The organism is Paenibacillus baekrokdamisoli (genome assembly GCF_003945345.1).
Lineage (GTDB): Bacteria > Bacillota > Bacilli > Paenibacillales > Paenibacillaceae > Paenibacillus_Z > Paenibacillus_Z baekrokdamisoli.
In genome coordinates this window covers 5,650,820-5,670,747 of the sequence record NZ_AP019308.1, presented here as the reverse complement: position 1 = coordinate 5,670,747, position 19,928 = coordinate 5,650,820, and the positions used below count along the sequence as shown (strand labels likewise).

Below are 19,928 nucleotides of genomic sequence, written 5' to 3'. Positions count from 1 at the left end.
ACAGAAGGTTCCATTTTCCTACAAAAATACTTACATACGACATAAAGCTACTCTTGTGCAAGTAAAAAACCTTGATGTCTAAGTGTCTAAGGGATTAGCTCATCAAGGTTTAATCCCCCGGGATAGGTGCGGCGGCCTCATTTGTATTGGGCAGAAAAACAAAAAAAACCGAATGACGCGAGTTATCTCACGTCATTCGGTCATTCATCGCTATGATATCTTCTTACTCACAGGTACAGGTAGTACCGGAAGGGATAGCTTGTCGGCAGCCATTCGCTTCACTTCTTTGATTCCAACAAACTTCTTCGTTTGCTCATTCCATAATCGGAACCGAAGGGATTGCAGACTCGTTAACAATGAAATCGTCGGCACATTCCGAAACCGCTGATTCTTGTTGTGAACGGATTCCAAATTGTAATTGGGCACCCTCGGGCTTAGATGATGAATATGATGATAACCGATATTACCAGTTATCCAATGAAGGAATTTGGGCAGATTATAGAAGGAACTACCCTGCATGGCAGCCTGCACATAATCCCAATCTTCATTTTCTTCAAAATAGGATTCCTCGAACTGATGCTGTACATAAAAGAGCCAGATCCCTGTCATGCTTGACGCGAAGAACACAGGAATTTGAATCATCAGATACGCTTGCCAGCCTACAGCCCAGATAAGTAAAGCGGCTATGCCGACAATACCAATGTTCGTTATATACGTATTTATTCTTTCTTTCATGCTTGAGCCTTTGCGGTTAAAGCGATAATCGAGTAGAAATATATAAATTGGACCAATAATAAACATGATGAAGGGATTACGATAAAGCCGATAGATGCGCCGTTTGAGAGGTGTGGCCGACAAATATTCTTCTACTGTCAGTGTCCAAATGTCTCCTGTACCGCGTTTATCTAAATTACCGCTAGTCGAATGGTGAACGCTATGCGTATGACGCCATTGGTGAAAAGGTACATACGTCATGATCCCGGTTATCGTACCAATAATCTCGTTTGCAGCTTTGTTTTTGAAGAATGATCTGTGACAGCAGTCATGAAAAATGATGAAGGTTCGAACTAAGAAGCCTCCGGCAAGGACAGATACTCCAAGGGTAAGCCAATAAGAGACAGATAAACTTGCATAAGCAATATACCAAAGCAAGAATACGGGCAACAGCGTATTCAGAATTTGCCACACACTATGACGAATCTGTGGTCTTTCGTAGGTTGCGATATCTTTTCGCCAAGCGCTTTTGTCCTCTTGAAACATGCTTACACATTGTCCTCTCTCGGATCCGTTCTCTTCTTTCATTTCAAAGCCGACATCAGTAATACGGATGAAAACCATTTTGGTTTCAAAACACTTACTAAGTATACCTGAATATCCGATATGCGGTAGGATAAACATTTCCCACCTGTCTCATACACAGATCAAACCCCCATTTTGGCTTATTGGAACAGACCAAAATGGGGGCGATTATTTTGTTCAAATATCGTTCATGAGGTAAACCTTACCTGCTATTGTGGGCGATCAATCGAGAATATCTCGCCTAGCTTCGCATATAGACTGCCCGCCAAACGACTGACTGGTTGTAGTTTCACTGCATCAATGTGTCCGTTCTGATAGACAGATTCGTCCAAATGAAAGCAAACAATCCGTCCGATTATCAAATCCGTTGAAGGTGCTCCCTCTGTTCCGCCTAGTGGAATAATCTGCTCCAGCACACATTCCATACGGATGCGGGCTTCAGCCAGCCCCGGTACAGTAACCTTAGTGCTTGGGACTGGCGTCAAGCCAGCATAATCCACTTCACTTTCCTCTGGCGGCAGGTTTGCAGCTGTTTCATTGATCTGCCTAATATAAGATTCATCCGATACATGAACGACGAAGGCTCCTGCCGCTATCGCATTCCTGGAGGTATCCTTCATCACACCCTGCTTCCGATGAACGGATATGGAGATCATCGGCGGGCTGGCCGTAATAATATTGAAGTAACTGAACGGCGCTGCATTCAGAACCCCCTCGCTTGAGAGGGTGGTGACTAGAGCAATAGGTCTCGGAATAACACTTCCAATGAGCAGCTTATAATTATCTCGGTCGCCTTGGCTTGCGGGATCAATAGTAATCATTGTCATGCTTGGCATTCCCCTCTTAACTGTGGTGAGTTGTCCGTTCCTTGTAAGCTTTCTTAGAAAGCTTGCTGGTACCATTGTGCCGCGGCTTCCACCTCGGGCTGTGTCAGCTGATGACCATAGCTTTCCCAATGAACCGTTACCGAGGCACCCGCCTGCTTGAGTAATGTACTTAGCTCTTCCGTCTCTTCGGGAGAGCATATCGGATCATTCTTCCCTGCTCCAATAAAGCAGGGAAGTCCTGTCATATCGGGTAGAGCCACACCTCGCCTTGGTACCATCGGGTGATGAAGAATCGCGCCTTTTAACGCGTGGGGATGATGGAATAACAGGCTTCCCGCTATGTTAGCACCATTCGAATAGCCGATAGCCACAAGGTTCTGCCGATCAAATCCATAGTCTACAGCAGCTTTATCCAAGAAATCATTCAGCTCCTTCGTACGGAACAGAAGATCCTCCTCATCGAAAATACCTTCGGCTAACCGCCGAAAAAATCGCGGCATGCCATTCTCTAGTACGTTCCCTCTTATGCTAAGCACCGATGAACGGGGAGCAATTCGCTCGGCAAGCGGCAATAGGTCACGCTCCGTCCCTCCAGTTCCATGCAAGAGAACGAGTACCTTAGCGTCTTTATCCAATCCTTCTTGAAAGATATGCTTCACTTCGCATCCTCCTCTAATACCCGAACTTCAATAGGCGGTAGATTCTTCACAATATCAGCACGTTTCTCCTCGAACCATTCCGGCAGCATCAGATGCTCCCCTAGCTGATCTGGCTGTTCATCATTCGCAAAACCCGGTGGATCGGTGGCAATCTCGAACAGAATGCCTCCTCCTTCACGGAAATAAATCGCATTAAAATATTGTCGGTCGATGACCGGTGTAGGCTGAAGGCCGCTTTGTGCAACGTGATTCCTCCAGCTTACATGATCCTCATCATCTTTCGCGCGCCAAGCAATATGGTGGACTGTACCGGCGCCACCCTCACCCATTGGCATAGAGGCTGTGTTAACATCAATGACATTGCCGAGATCTCCCGTCGCTTGAAACCGCATATACGGTCCTTCTTGCCCGACTTGCTCAAGCCCCATTACATTCTCAAGCACCCTTGCTGTCTTAGCAGAAGCAGCGCTGTATAGAATAGCACCGCCGAACCCTTTAATTGCCTTCTCTGCAGGGACCCCGCCGAATGACCATTCACTTGGGGCTCCCTGCTCCCGTTCAACAAGCTCCAGCTGCAAGCCATCTGGATCGACAAATTCGACATATGTTTCCGAGAAACGCTCCGTTATCGCAACTGGAATCTGAAACCGAGCCAGCCGCTCCTTCCAGAACGCCAAGGTACCCGGCGGAACTACATAAGTGGTTGTACCCACCTGCCCGCCGCCGATTCTTCCTTTGCGTGAATGCGCCCATGGGAAGAAGGTAATGATTGTTCCTGGGCTTCCGCTTTGATCACCGAAGTAAAGATGATAAACCTCGGGTGCGTCAAAGTTGATTGTTTTCTTCACGAGTCGAAGTCCTAGCACACCGGAATAAAAATCAACTGTTTCCTGTGCATTTCTCACAAATGCAGTAATATGATGAATCCCTGCTGTCTGTTTGGTCATTTTGTTCACAGCTCCTTTTAGAATAATTATCTCTAATTTAAGATATATGATAAAGCTAAAGCAGTAATAAGAAGTATCCCTTATAACTACTTAAAGCTCTCTTGAGCAAAGCTGCCTAACTTCTTAAGCAGCTGACTTGCGATCTTCTTCTCTTCGGGGGTAAGTCCAGCAACGGCCTTCTCGATCACTGCTGCATGTGCAGGGAATTTTTCATCGATGAATGCCTTGCCCTTGTCGGTTATCTCCGCATAGATGAGACGCCTGTCCTCGGTAGAAGCCTTGCGCTGAACGAATTGCTTCTGCTCAAGCTTATCCACCACATACGTGATGTTGCCACTGCTCATCAGTACTTTTCCACCGATTTGTTGGATGGGCTGTGCCCCTTTATGATACAGGAGCTCCAGAACGCCAAACTCGGTTCGATTCAAGCCAAGCGTGCGAATATCTCGATCCGCATGTGCATTTACCCACTGGCTCGCTCTTGAGAGTACGATGAAGAGATTTAAGGAATCCTCTTTATCTTTACCCATGAAGTTCACCTCTACCCTCTGAAGTCAGCTATTACTTTTTATCTTAAATTAAAGATACTTGATTTGCGTCCGTTTGTCAAATGGCCAGTTTACTGACAACAATACTTTATTGTGTGTAACGATTGCAGAACCCCTGCGAGGCATAAACTTGCTTTCAGTTCTAAGCTATTCCATACTTGTCACATACAACAACATGAGGAGAGATGGATATGGATTTAAAGAATAGAACAGCCCTTATTACAGGCGCTGGTAAAGGAATTGGAAAAGCTATCGCCGTCGCTCTTGCCAAAGAAGGCGTAAATTTAGGTTTAATCGCACGCAGCCTAGGTGACTTAGAGTCCCTGCAGACCTCTCTGTCCAGTGAATATGGCGTCAGTGTTCATATAGCAACAGCTGATGTCTCTAATAAAGCAGAGGTGGATGCTGCGGTAGGTACGCTTTTTCAACAGCTGGGCGCCATCGATATTCTGATCAACAATGCGGGAATTGCCCAGTTTGGTACCTTGCTGGATATGGAGCCTGAACAGTGGGAACAAATTATTCAAACCAACCTTATGGGAACCTACTATGTAACGCGTGCTTCACTTCCCGTTATGATCGAGCGTAACAGCGGAAATATTATTAACATTGCCTCGACTGCCGGAGAGCGCGGCTTTGCCACTGGCTCTGCCTATGTCGCCTCTAAATTCGCTGTTATGGGTTTGACTGAATCGCTCATGCAGGAATTACGCAAATTCAATATCCGAGTAACGGCGCTCACACCGAGTACCGTTAATACAGAGCTTGCTTCTAGCGCGGGTCTCAAAATCGGTGATGAGGATCGTATGATGCAGCCAGAGGATGTAGCCGAATTGGCAGTAGCTGCATTAAAGCTGCCTCAGCGTGTTTTCATCAAGACTGCTGGTATTTGGACAACGAATCCGCAATAACTGTTAAGGAGTTATACATTATAGCATTGAAGAGGTGGTGAGGTTAAATGAGTGAACCAATCAAGCAAGGAAATGCGTTTGTCATCGAAGAGAACGGAGAAATGGTAGCCGAAATCACATTTGTTCCCCAAGGGGAAGATACGCTGGTCATTGACCACACTTATGTTTCAGAGGCTATGCGGGGTCAGAAGCTCGCAGAGACGTTAGTGAAGCAGGTAGTGGATTATGCCCGCCAAACGAATAAGAAGATCATCCCGGCCTGTTCCTATGCGGAGGCTCAGTTTAGACGAAAGAAAGAGTATCATGACGTTTGGAAGCAGTAAGAAACAAGCAGCACCACTTAAATGCAACAGCGTATAAAACAGATTAAGGCTCCACGGTCCGCCATACTGCGGCGAGTGAAGCCTTTTTTTCATGCCCCTGGAACCACACAGATTGCAGTTACCAATCCGGGCAACTATGAAGTTACTTTTTCCGTGTCGGGTGTAGAGCCCGGCCAATTCGCCCTATTTTTAAATGGCGCCCTGATTACCACGAGTGTATCATCATATATAGAAACTATGTACCAGCTGCTTTTAACTGCTTTTAACATCATATCCTCCGTTCAAAAACCCTTCGGGGTTCAACCTTCATTAACTACATTCATCGTAAAGGGAGTATGAACATGACACTGGCCCTAATTATTTTATTCCTTATTATCGTAATCCCCCCTGTCCTTCTCTTGGGATACTTGTATGCCATTTCGAAGAAACCACAGCATTCCATTATCCGCGCTCACCCCTATTTGGGTTGGGTGAGATACTTACTGGAGAAGCTTGGGCCCGAATTCCGGCAGTATTGGTTCGATGACGATAACCAGGGAAAGCCCTTTTCCCGTTCTGACTTTCTAGGCGTCGTATTCGCTTCCAAATATCGCACCGACCTGATCAGCTTTGGCTCGAAGCGTGATTATGAGAAAACTGGCTTTTATCTGTCGAACGACATGTTCCCTAAATTAGTCGATGAGTTGAGAGTAGATAACCGGGTGGACACGCTTGGGAAGAAGTATCAGATTGTAAAGGAAGGCTTATTTACCCGCCAAGAACGAATGATTGAGGATAAAATTAAGCCATGGCTTTATACGGATGATGATGCCATCGTGATCGGCGAAAACCGTAAGCATCCATGGCGGCTAAAGGGCATGTTCGGGGCTTCAGCTACTTCCTACGGAGCGGTAGGCGAGCATTATATCCAATCGACAGGTAATGGCGCACAGATGGCTGGCGGCTCTTGGATTAACACCGGAGAAGGCGGAGTTGCCCCCGAACATTTGGCTTCCGGGGTCGATGTAGTGGCTCAGATTGGTCCAGGTTTATTCGGTTTTAGAGATAGCGAGGATAACTTCTCCTTTGATGAATTCTGTGAAAAAGCAGCCATTGCGAATATTAAGGCCTTTGAATTGAAATTCGCCCAAGGTGCAAAAATTCGCGGCGGACATTTAGAAGGATCGAAGGTCAATGAGAAAATTGCGGCCGTTCGTAAAGTTGTCGTTGGTCGAACGGTTAATTCACCGAATCGTTTCCCTTTCCTGCGAAATCCTGAGGATACCTTTCGTTTCGTGAAAAGGCTGCAGGAGGCGGGCGGTAAGCCCGTAGGTATCAAAATTGTGGTAGGCGATCAGACCCGCTTGGAGCCTTTCTTTCAAGCGATGGTGGACCTTGATATTTATCCCGATTTCATTACGGTTGACGGTAGTGAAGGCGGGTCAGGTGCAACCTTCAAAGCTATGGCGGATGGAATGGGTTTGCCCTTATTCCCCGCGCTAATCATTCTTGATGATGCGGCTAGGAAATTTGGCATACGTGATCGCTTCAAAATTATAGCTTCTGGGAAGCTAATCACGCCTGATAAGGTTACCACGGCTCTCGCACTTGGAGCGGACTGCGTCAATTCTGCTCGTGGGTTCATGATGGCCAATGGCTGCATCATGGCGATGCAATGTCACACGGGTAAGTGCCCCGCAGGTATTACAACGACAGATTCAAAGTATCAAGCGGCCTTAGCCCCTGAGGAAAAACAGTGGCGCGTCATGAACTACATTCTCCAAATGCGAGAAAGTGTTTTTGCTCTCTCGGCAGCCTGTGGCTTGGAAAGTCCTCGTCAATTAACACGTGAGCATGTGGTATTCAAGAATGAAGTCGGGCAGAGTGTTCGCATGAGTGAATTATATCCCTACCCCCAGACAGAGCGCAGGGAAATGAGCTTGGTTTCGAAGGAATCTGGCGAGGCCAGGTGATGAACTCGCGGGACGTTACTTGTGGTACGGTTCAGCTTAACGGCTCTATCGGCGAAAAGGCGTGCCTCTGGGCACGCTAAAACAAAAAGCAGCTCGCCAAACGATGCGAGCTGCTTCATTGAGTGACACTACCTATATTATTATAATTACGAATCACTGGACCGCCTGGGTCAACCAACTTTACTTAGCGCAGATGCCAGTGCTTTTCCGACTCCAGATTTTCCATTACCACTTTTTGATTACCTTCTAATGTTATTGCTATTGGTAGATGCTCCGGAGATGTTGAAGCCGTTCCCCCCGATATTCCCGATCAATGTTGCCGTTGTCGATCCCGTAAGGGTTACGTCGGTGCCGGAGTCGCGGAATAATACGCCGTTCATAACAACAGTGCCGCCTGAAACGGTCGCTAATCCGTGATGAAATGCAGCCCCCTGCAGAGTTAATGAGCCGCCCGTTTGACTAATGGCTTTCCCATATGCCTCCATCGTCAATACATTGAATAGGTTAACGGTACCACCGCCAATATTGATTGCATTTCCCCCGTTTCCGCATCCGCAGCCCTGCAGGTTAATCATATTCAACACGGCCGATCCTTGCGAATCTATCAGATAAATACCGCCATCATGGGCCGAGTTAATGGCTGTGGCATGCGCATTTCCCCAATAAGTGAATCCGGCCTGACTGGAGTATACGAAATTATTGATCATTCGCTCATCTAATGCGGAATTGTTAACCGTATACGCCTTCAAGTTAGTCTTCGTGTACGTGCCGGCAACGGGAAACATAGTTGTCACTTCATTCAATTGGTTCGGCATTCCGTAGGCCCTGCCCCAACCGGTTATATTGAACAAGTTGTCTTCAATCCAGCCGACGCTGCTATTTTCGATACGAATGCCTTCGCGCAGCACTGTACCGACTACCTGATTGATATAGTGATTGTCGGCCGTGCCGCCGCTGCCCAGGTAAACTCCTTTATAGGCATTTACGAATCCGATATCAAAGGCATACACGCCATCGCCCGCTCCTCGGATCGCCCAGGGGTAGGCCGCTATATTAGCCGCGCTGTCTGTTGCCTGGTCCGGATAGTTAATGGAGAGCCCTCTTACCCCGGAGTTATTGCCATTTAACAAAATCAACGGAGCATCCGTATCGGGCGTAGAAGTGCCCCTGCCTTCATAAGCATATAAAATACTGCCCGTTGCGGATCCATAAACCGCCGCCCTGTGCGGGATATCATCGCTGCCTCTTAGCTGCACATTGGCCCCTACCGTCAAATGGCCGTCAATCCGATATATTCCCGGCGGCACATAAACCGTTCCGCCCCCGGCGGCAGCAGCGGCAGCAAGCGCAGCATTGAATGCGGCGGTATCGTCTACTGTAGGATTAGCGTTAGCGGTTGTACCCGCTGCTCCATAATCTTTGACATTATAAAAGTTGCTGTTGGTTGGTCGGGGCAAGCTTGACTTTGCCAGATACGCTCCAACGCCATGCGTTGCAAAGACCAAACTGTCATTGCGAGTTACGTCAGCCAAAGGTGCATTATTCGCAACCAAATTTGCGGAGCCCGCAGGAGAAATGACGCTGCCAAGAATAGCAGCTGACGAAAGACCGGCTTGCAGATTGGCCCCCTTCTTGGTTGCCGAGAGCACAGGTACGAAAGTGGATCCTTCCAGGATTAACGTCCCTCCGCTTGCCGAGATGGCATACGTATCCGTCCAACTGTCGAATGTTGTGTTGTGGAAGCTGGCCATCGTATTCCCGAGCAATTGCACGGCATTCAAAGCGCCGCCGCCGATCGTGCAGGTATTGAAAATGATACTCGCTCCATTATTATTCTGAATCTTAACAGCGACAGGATCTATACCCTGATTGGCTTTAATCGTAGAATTCGATATGGTTAATCCGACTCTGGTGTCCAGGCTGTCTCTCCCGCCAATTTGCGGATCTACTAACAGTCCTATATGGCTATTTAGCACTGACATCCCGTACATCATGCCTGAAAAAGGGGTATAGCCTACAGCTCTGACGCCAGGGACAATATGAATGCCGATGTTATAATCGTTCAATGCCACATCGTTCATTTGAGACCATTCAAGATCGCCGATTTCCAGGCCTGTTCCATTCGCACGCGTATAAGCGGTAACCTGCGAATCCGTCGGCTTCAGGGAATAGCCGGCAAATTGAGTCAAGTCCATACCGGACCAGTAATCGCTTTTGAATTTCACTTGATTGACTTTGCCTACGTCGGCTGAATTGTATAGCGCTATCGCGTTATTTAGCGCAGTCCCTTTGACATTACGGATTTCGTGAAGTTCATGCGTACTTCTATAACCGGCAATAATTCCGCGATACGAATTAAGCATTGTTACATTCTGGATCGACGAGCTCATATATCCGTTGTACCCGCCGACTGTCGAATCGCCGAATATTTCAAACGTGTAAGCATACGGCGTAACATTGGCTATATCCTGATTCGGATAGAATACCGTCAGCCCCTTAACACCACCGCTGGCTGCAATCTGGATGAGACCGGGGTCGGATTTGGTCATGTTGGCTCCATAATAGGCCATGATAACCGTACCATAGTTGCCGGATCCGCTATCAGGATCTCTCCAGTCTCCCCGGAGCGTACAGTGGTTCGGTATGACAATATTCGTATCCATCCGATATTTTCCTGCCGGCAGCCAGACAACTCCGCCTCCTTGACTGAAGCAAGCATTGAGCGCTGACTGGATCGCTGGAGCCGCATCATTGACGCCCGTATTATCGGCCGAATAGGGAGCTTCCGTTGCATTAACCGTGTATACGACCAGATCATCCGTTGAGTTAACAGGCGTCAACGTGCGTGGATTGGTAGTGGCTGCTGCGGTCGCTGTTTCAAGTGTGAAATCATCGAAATAGCTGACGTACTGCCCCGTATTGGCATTCACATTATCATCGTAGGCTACCACTATCCTCTGGATAACTTTGCCGGCCAATGGAGATAAATCGACATCCACCTGAACCCATTGATTCATTGCTTCATTACGGTTTGCAGGATGGAAGCTGGCTCCGTTACTATCCAACAATCCTAAATCCCTGAGATAGGTGCCATCCGAAAATAACAAGTCAAATCCCATATGAGGACTTGTTGTCGTATGTGCATAATGGTAGACCCAATATTTCATGTGCATGCCGGACATAACCGTGATATTCACTTTCTCATAAATTCGGTGATACGCGTAGCTGTTTGCCGTTGTGCTAGTATCCTTTCCCGCAACCTGAAGATAACCATTTCCTTGATGCGCCGTTATTCCCTGCGTCCCGCTAGCCGCTTGATTGGCTTGGGGCAATCCGCTGCCGCTATAACCCGTGACGTTGGCTAACGGGAAATCCAGCGTATTCGTCAATCCATAGCTGCTTCCTGTGTTCCAGGTCGCTTCAAATTTAGTGGAAGCGCTTGCATTTTGCGAGAAAAATAATAAGTTTGCAAATATTGACAACATGAAGAGCAGAAAGGTCACCAACGAACCTACCTTCTTCGTCGATCTATTCATAATATAACTCCTCCCATTATTTAAGTTCGTAACGAATTGCATAACACCCGAAAGGATTTTAAGGAAAAATTCCTTTGGAGTTCCTTCCGGGTACAAGCCGATCGCTATTACTCAATACCGATATTGTCACCTATTTCCGCTTTGTCTCCTGCATGATTTTCAACATTCAACGGAATTTCCGCTTTTGCCCATACGCTTCCTTTCCCAACGTTTCCAAACACTTTAGCAGAGAGAATCCCGCTCTCAAGCTTCACCTGGGTCGAATTTTGTTGAAAATAACTGTTCGTCACGAGAAGCTCTCCCCCATCTGCATAGATCGCAGCATCGCCTTGGCTGTAAAAATTGGTCTGACGGAGCGTAACCTTTCCACCCGATAGTTGAATGGAACGATCGGCGTATCCCCACACGGAACTGTTATGGAATGTAATATCCGCATCCGAGCCCACGTCTTTGGCGACAACGATATGTTCTTTATCTCCTCCTTTCCCCATAACCACAAGCTGAGTGTTCATGAAATCTAGCTTTCCACCCCCTTCCACAACAATCCCCTTGTTGCTTCCGTCCGTTCCATGTCCAATAATAACCGCGTTTGTGCCTTTTCTGTTCTGACTAACAAAATACAAGCCTTTGTTGGAACCGAACACAAATGTCCCCAATACATGTTCTTGCTGATTATTACCGAAGGTAATGGCATCCAGGTGCTGGATCTGATATTCCCACAACGGCGTCCAATCTTCCTCTGTTGGTGCTCCTGCAAAGCCTGAACGGAAAAAGTAATGCGGATTAAACTGTACGTTTTCGATCCAGCCTTCTCCCGAATTGTTCCCGACAAATATCCCTTTCCTTAACGGTGCGCCGGATACGTAGGAGATGTAATGATTTTTACTGGGGTGGGTGCCGAAATCAATGCCTTGATAGGAATTGGTTAAGACGACATCCTTGGCCCATACCCCTTCTCCGAGGCCCTGGATCGTCCAAGGATAAGCAAACGGATCTTCTTTCCATCGCTGCTCAGGATAAAATATAGTGACGCCTCTTACGCCCGAGTGAGATTTTAATGAAATAAAGGGCTTGCTTGATTCATTTCCTTTCCCAGAATAGGCCAGCAGAATGCTTCCATTACCTTGAGAATGATGGGGAACATCGAACGTTCCTCTTAATTCCACACCAGATGGAACGGTTAATTCCCCTAGCACTTTATAGGTACCGGCAGGCAAATATACGGTCCCTTTGTCCTGCCCGGCGGCGTGTAAGGCTGTATTTATCGCTTCCGTATCATCCTGTAATCCATCCCCCGCAGCGCCATAATCCTTCACATTGAATAATGCATTCGATTGGGGCTTTGGTATTTCGCCGATATACTTGTGCTCCATTGGCTTGTTCGGCGTCAAATCCCTCCGCTCTTCGTTGATGAGCAATTTGCTCGCTTCCACCCCTAAGCTCGAAATGACAGGACGGCCCTCATAAGTGTTCCCCAGGAATGCTGAAGATTGAATACTAGGTTGAATAAGAGCATGAGTTCCCTTGCCTACGAACGCGCTGTTTTCCACCGTCAAGGTCCCATTTGCCTGCTCGATCGCTTTATTGCTCCAGCCCTCGAATCGTCCGCCGGAAAAAGTCGCGACCCCGGTTCCGCTCATCTTTACCGCCACATCGGGTGTACCGTTGATCGTTATTTGATTGAACTGAGCTACCGTATTGAATGAGCTTTCAATGTTAATTCCAACCGTATCTTTCCCGCCATCAGAGTGAATCGTGCTATTCGAAAATAAAACCCCATGCTCATTGGCATTCGATAGCTGGATGCCTTCTCTTGCGTTTCGAATATTTAAGCCGGAAAATTGGGCATTAGGCTTCCCGCTTAATGTAGAATTAACTTTTAAGCCGATTCCATAGTTTTCAATCGATATATTATAGCTGTATTGCCAATCCGTTCTGCCCATTACAATGGCTTCCGCATGATCCCAAAGCCACTGGTCTAGTTTCTGCTTATCCGGAGTGCCTTCCAAGCCGGAATTCAGCCAATAACGTGGACTGAAATGAATGTCCTCGAGCCTTCCGATGTCTGTTGTAAAATCAATAGCAATCCCTTGTTTCAGCGGAGTTCCATAAACTTGATTAATATAATGAAGCTCATTCCATTCCGGTCCGATGCGAATTCCTAGATAAGGGTTAACTAATGTGACATTTTGAACCGTAATATGCATGCCGCTGGCTTGCTTGATCGTCCAAGGATACGGTACGAATGTATTCCCAGTTTGCTCGGGGTACCATATCTTCGCTCCTCTTAACCCGCTGCTCGGCTGCATGGTAATAAAAGGAATTCCCTCTTCGTCTCCCCTGCCCGAGTACGCTAGGAATAGCGTACCGTCTTCGTCTTGATCGCTGTCTTCGGGATTGTTCCACTCCCCTCGAAGCGTCACGCCCGTTGGAATATTCAACGTTCCATGAAATGCGTAAACGCCGCTCGGTACGTATACAACGCCGCCACCGTCACTGGAAGCCTTATCCATCGCTGCCTGAAAGGCAGCTGTGTCATCCGTGCGACCATCTCCCTTGGAACCGAATTGACTGACGACATATGAAGCGATCGGAATATCAGTGGTGTCATAACGAGCCGGAACGACAACAGGTTTGCCGATATATTGGGGTTTGCTTAATTCCTCCCAATCGAGAACTTCCACAGGTAGTGGTTTGCGATCATGAATAGTCCACAATAAAACGATAGAAAGAACCGCTGCGAAGGCTATCACGATCATAAGGATGTACCATCTTCGCATTTACTGGCCTCCTTTATGATTTAACAGCTCCCGCGGCTAGTCCTTGCAAATAATATTTTTGAAGGGAAAAGAAAGTAATGACAACAGGAACTATTGAAATCAATGAACCGGCCATCAACACGTTCCACTGTCGGAACACTCCGGTATCCAGCAACATAACTGCTAAAGGGAGTGTGAATAGTTTATGATCGTTAAGAACAATCATAGGCAACACCAAGCTGTTCCATGAACCCAAAAAGTTCATTGTCGTAATGGTTATAATAGCAGGCAATGCCAACGGCAAATAAATCTGAAACAATATTCGGGAAATTCCCGCTCCTTCCATCTTTGCCGATTCATAAATTTCATGGGGAATCGTCTGGAAGTAATTACGAAATAAAAAAATGGCAAAGGGTGCACCGCCGTTAACCATAGGCAGAATGACACCGAGATGTGTGTCTAATATTCCAAGATAGTTTTCCGTCAAATAAATCGGCACCAGAACCGTAATTCCAGGTACAAACATCATTCCGAGAAACATATAGAAAAATATCGTCTTGCCCGGAAATTTAAGCTTGGCGAAAGCAAAACCCGTAAAGCTATAAATAAGATTAATTAGCACCAAAGTCCATACCGTCACACTCAGACTGTTTAAGAAATACTTGAAAAACCCCAATCTGTTCCAAACATTGTAATAGGTCTCCCAAAGCCATTTCTTGGTCGGGAACAATGCATAAGAACTCATCACATCCAAAGGTTCCTTTAATGACGCACCAATCATCCACAACATGGGATAGATACAAATAAAGCCCCATGCAAGCAAAACCAGGTATATAACCAATCGTTTGCTACCCTGTTTTTTCATTTGTCTCAACCACCTACGTTTTTTCTCTAAAGGCACGCATACTTAGCAGCGACATCACGAAGGTCAGTAAAAACATCGTCCACCCCATCGCGTTTGCTCTTCCCATGTCTCCGCTTACAAAAGCCTCTTGATAAATAAGCACATTAACGACTTGCGTCGAGCCAGCCGGGCCTCCCTTGGTCATGATCCATATCTGTTCGAATACTTGGAGTGCCCCATTAATATTCAAAATCACGGCAATAACGGTTATGGGCTTAAGCACGGGCCATGTAATATGAATCATTTTCTGGAACGCACTGGCGCCGTCTATATCGGCTGCTTCATACAATAGATTATCCACGGTTTGCAATCCCGCAAAGTAAAGAACCATCGTACCCGGAACCGCACCCCAAACGATCATGAAGATAATGGATGGCAGGGCGGTATTCAATTCACCCAACCAACCGTTTAATTGGGCGAAGTGATCTATTCCCATTGCGAGCAGAAGTTTATTAATCGATCCTTCTGGATCGTAAATACCAGTCCAAACATAATATATAGCAACCGAAGACGTTACCATCGGCAGCAAGAATACGGTTCGAAGAAATTTGGTTCCCCGTTTGATCTGCTGCAGTAAAACAGCCAATATTAATGCAATAGGGATAACAAATACAACCATAGATAGCGCTATCAAGAAGTTATGTATGATAGCATTGCGGAACATTTCTGAAAGGACAGGCGCCCCGCCAAATAAAAAATCTTTGAAATTGTCGAGCCCCGCGAATTTTGCATTTTGAACCTGACTTCCCTGAAGCATATGAAAAAAAGATAATCCCAGAGAAAATATAATTGTAAATAATCCAATAACAAGAAATAAAACCAATGCCGGCGCAATAAGCAAATAAGCGGCAAGCATTTCCTTAAACGCCATCTTGTTTTTGATATTCAAATTCAACGTACATTCCTCCTGCTGAATAAAGAGGGGAGCCTCTCTTGATGACTCCCCTTTTCATCCTTTATTTCTGTTCTTTAGCTTTCTCCGCGGCGGCAGCCTCATCGAACTTGGCTGCTGCTTCTTTTGCAGTCATAGAGCCCAAAATGATTTTTTGCTTTGCTTCATGAAACAACTGCCATTCCGGACCGAATACCTTGCTGCTGATCGCGGAATTCTCCGACCACCAAGTCGATTCCGTGTTTAAGGAGGAAAGCATTGCGTTAATGGATTCGTTCAGCTTGGACTTATCTTGTATTTTGACCGAAGGAATATCATACGCCCCATTGGCATATAGCGTCATCCCTTCATCCGAAGTCAAAAACTTGACAAACTCCACTGCTTCCTTGGCATTAGGGCTTTTGGAGTTGACAATCATTTGAACAAGAGGGAACGGGGTAACCTTGGCATCCGGTAATTTCGATCCTTCATAAGCCGGAACTCTAAAGCTGACAATATCGGCCGGGTTCATCCCCATTGCCGTCAAGCTGGCGTAAGTAAATGTACCTCCGAGTAAGTATGCCGCTTTCCCTTGCGTAAAAGCCTGGTCCGCTGGATCGATATCAAGCGACACGCTTCCGGGAATCATTAACCCGCTCTTGGTCAAATCTTCAATGAATTGCGCTACATGGATATGCTGAGGATCGGACATTTTTTCTTCTCTATTCATGAATTTCGTAAAAGATTCTTCTCCGTTTTTCATATAATCCAAAAAATTGACCATCCAATTCTCATACACCGAGAATGTCTTGGCACTGAACACAAAACCCGGAGTATTCGTTGCTTCCTTCACTTTCTTCATTCTTGCCACCCATTCCTCGATCGTAGCGGGCGCATCAGTCGGGACACCTGCATCAGCCAGCAATTTGGCATTTCCATACACCGTATAGAAAGCGCCTACATCTAGCGGTATTCCATAAATCTCTCCGACTTTCCTTGCTTTTTTCCAATCGCTTGCCGCTTTGTCTTTGACCCAAGTATCGAGAGATGATTGCGCTATCGTAAGTCCTGAAAGCGCTGAAGGAAAGAACGAGCTTTTCCAAGCGGAATCACGGTTAAGTTCTTCAGTCCATTCCATTGCGATTCCATCGAATGCCCCCTCTGCCTGGCCTGCCCAATAGGCATAAATATCAGGCAAATTATTAGCAGTGGCTGATGCCGTTACTTTTTGTTTATACGCATCATCCGGGGTCGTGACTTCCGTATTCACCTTGATGCCCGTCTTTTTCTCGAAAGCATCCACCACTGCCTTGAATCCCGGATCAAACGCGACTTTCCAGTGCCATAATGTCAAACTTTCAGCGCTCTTGGATGCCGCTCCTTCACTTGCCTTTCCTTCACTTGCCTTTCCACTGCCCTCTTGATTTGCCGCTTTATTTCCTCCGCAAGCGCTTAACGTAAATATCAATACCGCTGTAAGTAATATAACGAATCCTTTTTTCATGCAACAACACCCCTTATTCTCGTTATGGACTCCATTCAATTCGGTAATTCTAATTATGAAAGCGCTTTAGTTTATTCCCGTTGCATCCCTCCGAACAAAAGAAAGTTTATATCATATATACAACTTATGACTTGTATATTACATATGATACCACTATTGGTTTTTTGTGTAAAGATGATCTTTTGTTATATTATTTCCTATTTGATTTGCTTCCTTCGAGAATAAACGTGGACATTCGCTTAGCAGGTACGGTTGCTTTCAGCGATTCATCCACTCCCTCGATGGGTCTTATGTTTTTTTCATTGAGAAGAGTCTCGTTTGCGCCGATCGCATTTTTGCACAGTTCCCCGCTGACTTGAATATTTTCTTCCCGATCGCTCAAATTCACAAACCTCAACGTAAGCCCGTCGCAGGTATCCGCCTTTTTTAAGGCTGTAAGCTGTACGGATGGCTCAGCGGATAGCTTTACCCACGATAACTCGGGAGCGATTGTACCCGAATGAACTTCAGCGGGAACCACCCGCATAGGAACATTGAATTCATAAGCTTGCTGTAGAGCCGATCGATAATCACCCTTATGAGAGATGATCGAGAAACGAGCGGAATAATCTCCAAGACATTGCGCGCCAGGAGTAGGGAAGTAGTTCCAATCCCCTAATTCGCCCACGCATCGAAGTAAAGTCAAAGCCATCGTGTTTCTCCCGTCTCTTAACACCTCATATTCGGGCAGTCCGCTCGAAACAATCATCATTCCATCCTTGCCATCGGAAAGATCAAAGAACGATTGCATGCGTTCGCAATTCGAGGGATTCGTCCTTTCCCCCCATGGTTTAATATTCCTCCGAACAACATCAAAAGGTGCATCCGCATGGACAAACTCCGTATTCAAGTCCGTTGGAAAAAGCACACGCAGCCTGTGATCCTTAATCCGGTTGTCCAACTTTACTTCCACATCGATTCTTCGAGCGTTCATAGGCAAGCTGATATCAATCACGACAACCTGATCTCTCATTCGCATGGAACGAACGTTGCCCTCGCGTTCAGCCGGAAGCTTGAGAACATGTTTAATGCTAAGCTTCGAAATAGACCCCGTAGAAAGCAATTTCATCTCAACCCGATCGTTTCCGGACACGATCGGCTCCGCACCCTCTGCATTTCGATACAGATACTCATTTCCTATATCCCCGGAGTCCTCCAAAGTTAGCAAATCATGAAACGTTTTTCCGGTTATTTTATCCTTAATGCTGACGAGGCCTTTCGGACATACTTCGATAGAATAATAATCGTTCTCCATCAAGGCACTGCCATTTGTAACCCGACAAGCGGATTGTTCTTGGACGGCATCCTCGGCTGAAGGAGCAGAGGTTCGATTTGTAAATAAATAAGTTGTATGCCCCAGAGAAGGAACACGGCTTGCTTTAAAACTTAGTTTATACCTTCGCTTTTGCCATGGAATTCTAAACACCTCGTCCGGCAGGGTAAACCCATTTACAATGCCTAAATCTTCACATTCATAATCGACTTCGTTTCCGTGAATATCCAACAGCGCATATCGCTTGAGCGGAAGTTCCGTTTCAACATCGATGAGTGCATCTACCCATTCATTTCTTTCCCACCCAAGCGGATTGAAAACGATCAGAGGTATGCCGGCAGAATCAAGATTGCCGGTATCCACGTTCGCCGCAATGAACTCCAACGCCTTTGAACTCAATGTTTCCGCTACTTGCATGGCTTTACGATAACGCGTAACCATTTCGTCATGAACCTCGTCCACGCTGCAACCGCAAATACTGTCATGCGGATGATTTTGCAGCAATAGCTTCCAAGCATAACGAACCAAAGCTGCAGGGTAATCTCTTCCTTGTTGATCGGCAATCGCCGCAAAAGGTTCAACCCACCGTTCCAGCTCTGTTTGGACTTTGACATTCCATTGCTTAAGATACATTCTTGAGGAAGCCGTGTTTACAAGAGTAGACCAGCCATCCGTAAACTCGCTAATCAGTTCCCCCTGCACGGTCTCCCATGGCCGAATATCGTTTTGCAAGCTATCCAGATAAAGAGGAAAGTTACTATGTATAAATGTATAATCCGGCATGACCTCATTTAAAGTTCGAATGGCCGCTCCTACATCCGACTGTACAGGTTGATGATCGCAGCCGTTCATCAATAGCAAATGCTGCGACGTTGAATATTTTTGAACATTGTTTAATATGACCTCTGCCCTTGCCAAAGCAGCTTTTGGTTCTGTCGGCAGCTCCATCCCGTTATGATACCAATTCGCCATAAATACGGATAATACTTTCGAACCGTCCGGCGATTCCCACCACAGCTCGGAATGATAGCCTGAATTTTGATCATTCGTTAGCGTATTGTTTTCCGCGACGGAATTTATTCCCCTGCCGAATACGGCGGTATGGATCTCAAACCCTTGAAGCAATTGTGCGGACTGTGAAATATTGCCGAACGTATCCGGGAAATAACCGACCTTCGTGGCGCTCCCCAGTTGCTCGGAACGTTGGATTCCGAATTGCAGATTACGAATTTGCGCTTCGCCGCTCGTCAGGAATGCATCTTGAAGTACATACCATGGACCAATATACAACTTCCCGGCTTCAACCAACTTGCGAAGCCTCTGTTCTTGTTCAGGACGAATTTCCAGATAATCATCAACCAGAAGGACATGACCATCCAAGTGAAAATATTGAAAACCACCTTCCTTGGACTCCAACAATTCAAGGGTACGATCTATTAGATCGACCAGACGGATACGAAATTTCTCAAAAGGCATATACCACTCACGGTCCCAATGAGAATGTGAAATGATGTGAACGATTTTCTTTGCCAATGAACAGTTTCACTCCAATCAAAATATTTATAATACAACTAAC

14 protein-coding genes are annotated in these 19,928 nt (G+C 46.3%); 3 read left to right on the top strand and 11 right to left on the bottom strand.

Annotated features, from left to right (window positions below):
• Positions 1 to 210: 210 nt before the first annotated feature.
• From EKN16_RS24925 to EKN16_RS24905, 5 genes are all read right to left on the bottom strand, one after another.
• Positions 211 to 1,260 carry a Delta(5) desaturase DesA gene (locus EKN16_RS24925; RefSeq protein WP_125666653.1) on the bottom strand — a complete coding sequence of 350 codons (1,050 nt, stop codon included), beginning with the start codon at positions 1,258 to 1,260 and terminating at the stop codon, positions 211 to 213.
• A gap of 248 nt (positions 1,261 to 1,508) precedes the next feature.
• Positions 1,509 to 2,120, bottom strand: coding sequence for a flavin reductase family protein (locus EKN16_RS24920; RefSeq protein WP_125666651.1), 612 nt, complete (start codon positions 2,118 to 2,120; stop codon positions 1,509 to 1,511).
• A gap of 59 nt (positions 2,121 to 2,179) precedes the next feature.
• Complete coding sequence (locus tag EKN16_RS24915; RefSeq protein WP_125663373.1) at positions 2,180 to 2,785, bottom strand: alpha/beta hydrolase; 606 nt, start codon at positions 2,783 to 2,785, stop codon at positions 2,180 to 2,182.
• Positions 2,782 to 3,732 carry a ring-cleaving dioxygenase gene (locus EKN16_RS24910; protein WP_125663371.1) on the bottom strand — a complete coding sequence of 317 codons (951 nt, stop codon included), beginning with the start codon at positions 3,730 to 3,732 and terminating at the stop codon, positions 2,782 to 2,784. Before EKN16_RS24910 ends, EKN16_RS24915 begins: the two co-directional genes overlap by 4 nt.
• A gap of 86 nt (positions 3,733 to 3,818) precedes the next feature.
• A complete protein-coding gene (locus tag EKN16_RS24905) occupies positions 3,819 to 4,262 on the bottom strand; it encodes a MarR family winged helix-turn-helix transcriptional regulator (RefSeq protein WP_125663369.1) in 444 nt (147 codons plus the stop codon).
• A 209-nt stretch (positions 4,263 to 4,471) separates the two neighbouring features.
• Between EKN16_RS24905 and EKN16_RS24900 the strand changes: the two genes are divergently transcribed.
• The 3 genes from EKN16_RS24900 to EKN16_RS24885 all read left to right on the top strand — a co-directional run bounded on the left by EKN16_RS24900 (position 4,472) and on the right by EKN16_RS24885 (position 7,466).
• Positions 4,472 to 5,191 carry a 3-ketoacyl-ACP reductase gene (locus EKN16_RS24900; protein WP_125663366.1) on the top strand — a complete coding sequence of 240 codons (720 nt, stop codon included), beginning with the start codon at positions 4,472 to 4,474 and terminating at the stop codon, positions 5,189 to 5,191.
• A gap of 47 nt (positions 5,192 to 5,238) precedes the next feature.
• Positions 5,239 to 5,514, top strand: a complete 276-nt coding sequence (locus EKN16_RS24895) for a GNAT family N-acetyltransferase (RefSeq protein WP_125663364.1) — start codon at positions 5,239 to 5,241, stop codon at positions 5,512 to 5,514.
• Between the two features lie 341 nt (positions 5,515 to 5,855).
• Positions 5,856 to 7,466 (top strand): FMN-binding glutamate synthase family protein, encoded by a 1,611-nt coding sequence (locus tag EKN16_RS24885; protein WP_375782045.1) that lies wholly within the window; start codon positions 5,856 to 5,858, stop codon positions 7,464 to 7,466.
• A gap of 239 nt (positions 7,467 to 7,705) precedes the next feature.
• Here the strand turns inward: EKN16_RS24885 and EKN16_RS24880 are convergent, their stop codons facing one another.
• The 6 genes from EKN16_RS24880 to EKN16_RS24855 all read right to left on the bottom strand — a co-directional run bounded on the left by EKN16_RS24880 (position 7,706) and on the right by EKN16_RS24855 (position 19,885).
• The gene (locus tag EKN16_RS24880) at positions 7,706 to 11,002 is read right to left on the bottom strand and encodes a glycosyl hydrolase family 28-related protein (protein WP_164522985.1); all 3,297 of its coding nucleotides are present in this window, start codon (positions 11,000 to 11,002) and stop codon (positions 7,706 to 7,708) included.
• A 107-nt stretch (positions 11,003 to 11,109) separates the two neighbouring features.
• Positions 11,110 to 13,782 carry a glycosyl hydrolase family 28-related protein gene (locus EKN16_RS24875; RefSeq protein ID WP_125663359.1) on the bottom strand — a complete coding sequence of 891 codons (2,673 nt, stop codon included), beginning with the start codon at positions 13,780 to 13,782 and terminating at the stop codon, positions 11,110 to 11,112.
• Between the two features lie 13 nt (positions 13,783 to 13,795).
• Entirely contained in the window at positions 13,796 to 14,626 is an 831-nt protein-coding gene (locus EKN16_RS24870; protein WP_125663357.1) for a carbohydrate ABC transporter permease, read from the bottom strand.
• A 13-nt stretch (positions 14,627 to 14,639) separates the two neighbouring features.
• Positions 14,640 to 15,560 (bottom strand): carbohydrate ABC transporter permease, encoded by a 921-nt coding sequence (locus EKN16_RS24865; protein ID WP_125663354.1) that lies wholly within the window; start codon positions 15,558 to 15,560, stop codon positions 14,640 to 14,642.
• A 61-nt stretch (positions 15,561 to 15,621) separates the two neighbouring features.
• Positions 15,622 to 17,040 (bottom strand): ABC transporter substrate-binding protein, encoded by a 1,419-nt coding sequence (locus EKN16_RS24860; protein WP_125663352.1) that lies wholly within the window; start codon positions 17,038 to 17,040, stop codon positions 15,622 to 15,624.
• 190 nt (positions 17,041 to 17,230) lie between these two features.
• Complete coding sequence (locus tag EKN16_RS24855; protein ID WP_125663350.1) at positions 17,231 to 19,885, bottom strand: alpha-mannosidase; 2,655 nt, start codon at positions 19,883 to 19,885, stop codon at positions 17,231 to 17,233.
• Positions 19,886 to 19,928: the final 43 nt, after the last annotated feature.

Bases quoted from the DNA above. Each gene is read 5' to 3' on its own strand.
- EKN16_RS24925 (WP_125666653.1), bottom strand. From the start codon at position 1,260: ATGTTTCAAGAGGACAAAAGCGCTTGGCGAAAAGATATCGCAACCTAC.
- EKN16_RS24920 (WP_125666651.1), bottom strand. From the start codon at position 2,120: ATGATTACTATTGATCCCGCAAGCCAAGGCGACCGAGATAATTATAAG.
- EKN16_RS24910 (WP_125663371.1), bottom strand. From the start codon at position 3,732: ATGACCAAACAGACAGCAGGGATTCATCATATTACTGCATTTGTGAGA.
- EKN16_RS24905 (WP_125663369.1), bottom strand. From the start codon at position 4,262: ATGGGTAAAGATAAAGAGGATTCCTTAAATCTCTTCATCGTACTCTCA.
- EKN16_RS24900 (WP_125663366.1), top strand. From the start codon at position 4,472: ATGGATTTAAAGAATAGAACAGCCCTTATTACAGGCGCTGGTAAAGGA.
- EKN16_RS24895 (WP_125663364.1), top strand. From the start codon at position 5,239: ATGAGTGAACCAATCAAGCAAGGAAATGCGTTTGTCATCGAAGAGAAC.
- EKN16_RS24885 (WP_375782045.1), top strand. From the start codon at position 5,856: ATGACACTGGCCCTAATTATTTTATTCCTTATTATCGTAATCCCCCCT.
- EKN16_RS24880 (WP_164522985.1), bottom strand. From the start codon at position 11,002: ATGAATAGATCGACGAAGAAGGTAGGTTCGTTGGTGACCTTTCTGCTC.
- EKN16_RS24875 (WP_125663359.1), bottom strand. From the start codon at position 13,782: ATGCGAAGATGGTACATCCTTATGATCGTGATAGCCTTCGCAGCGGTT.
- EKN16_RS24870 (WP_125663357.1), bottom strand. From the start codon at position 14,626: ATGAAAAAACAGGGTAGCAAACGATTGGTTATATACCTGGTTTTGCTT.
- EKN16_RS24860 (WP_125663352.1), bottom strand. From the start codon at position 17,040: ATGAAAAAAGGATTCGTTATATTACTTACAGCGGTATTGATATTTACG.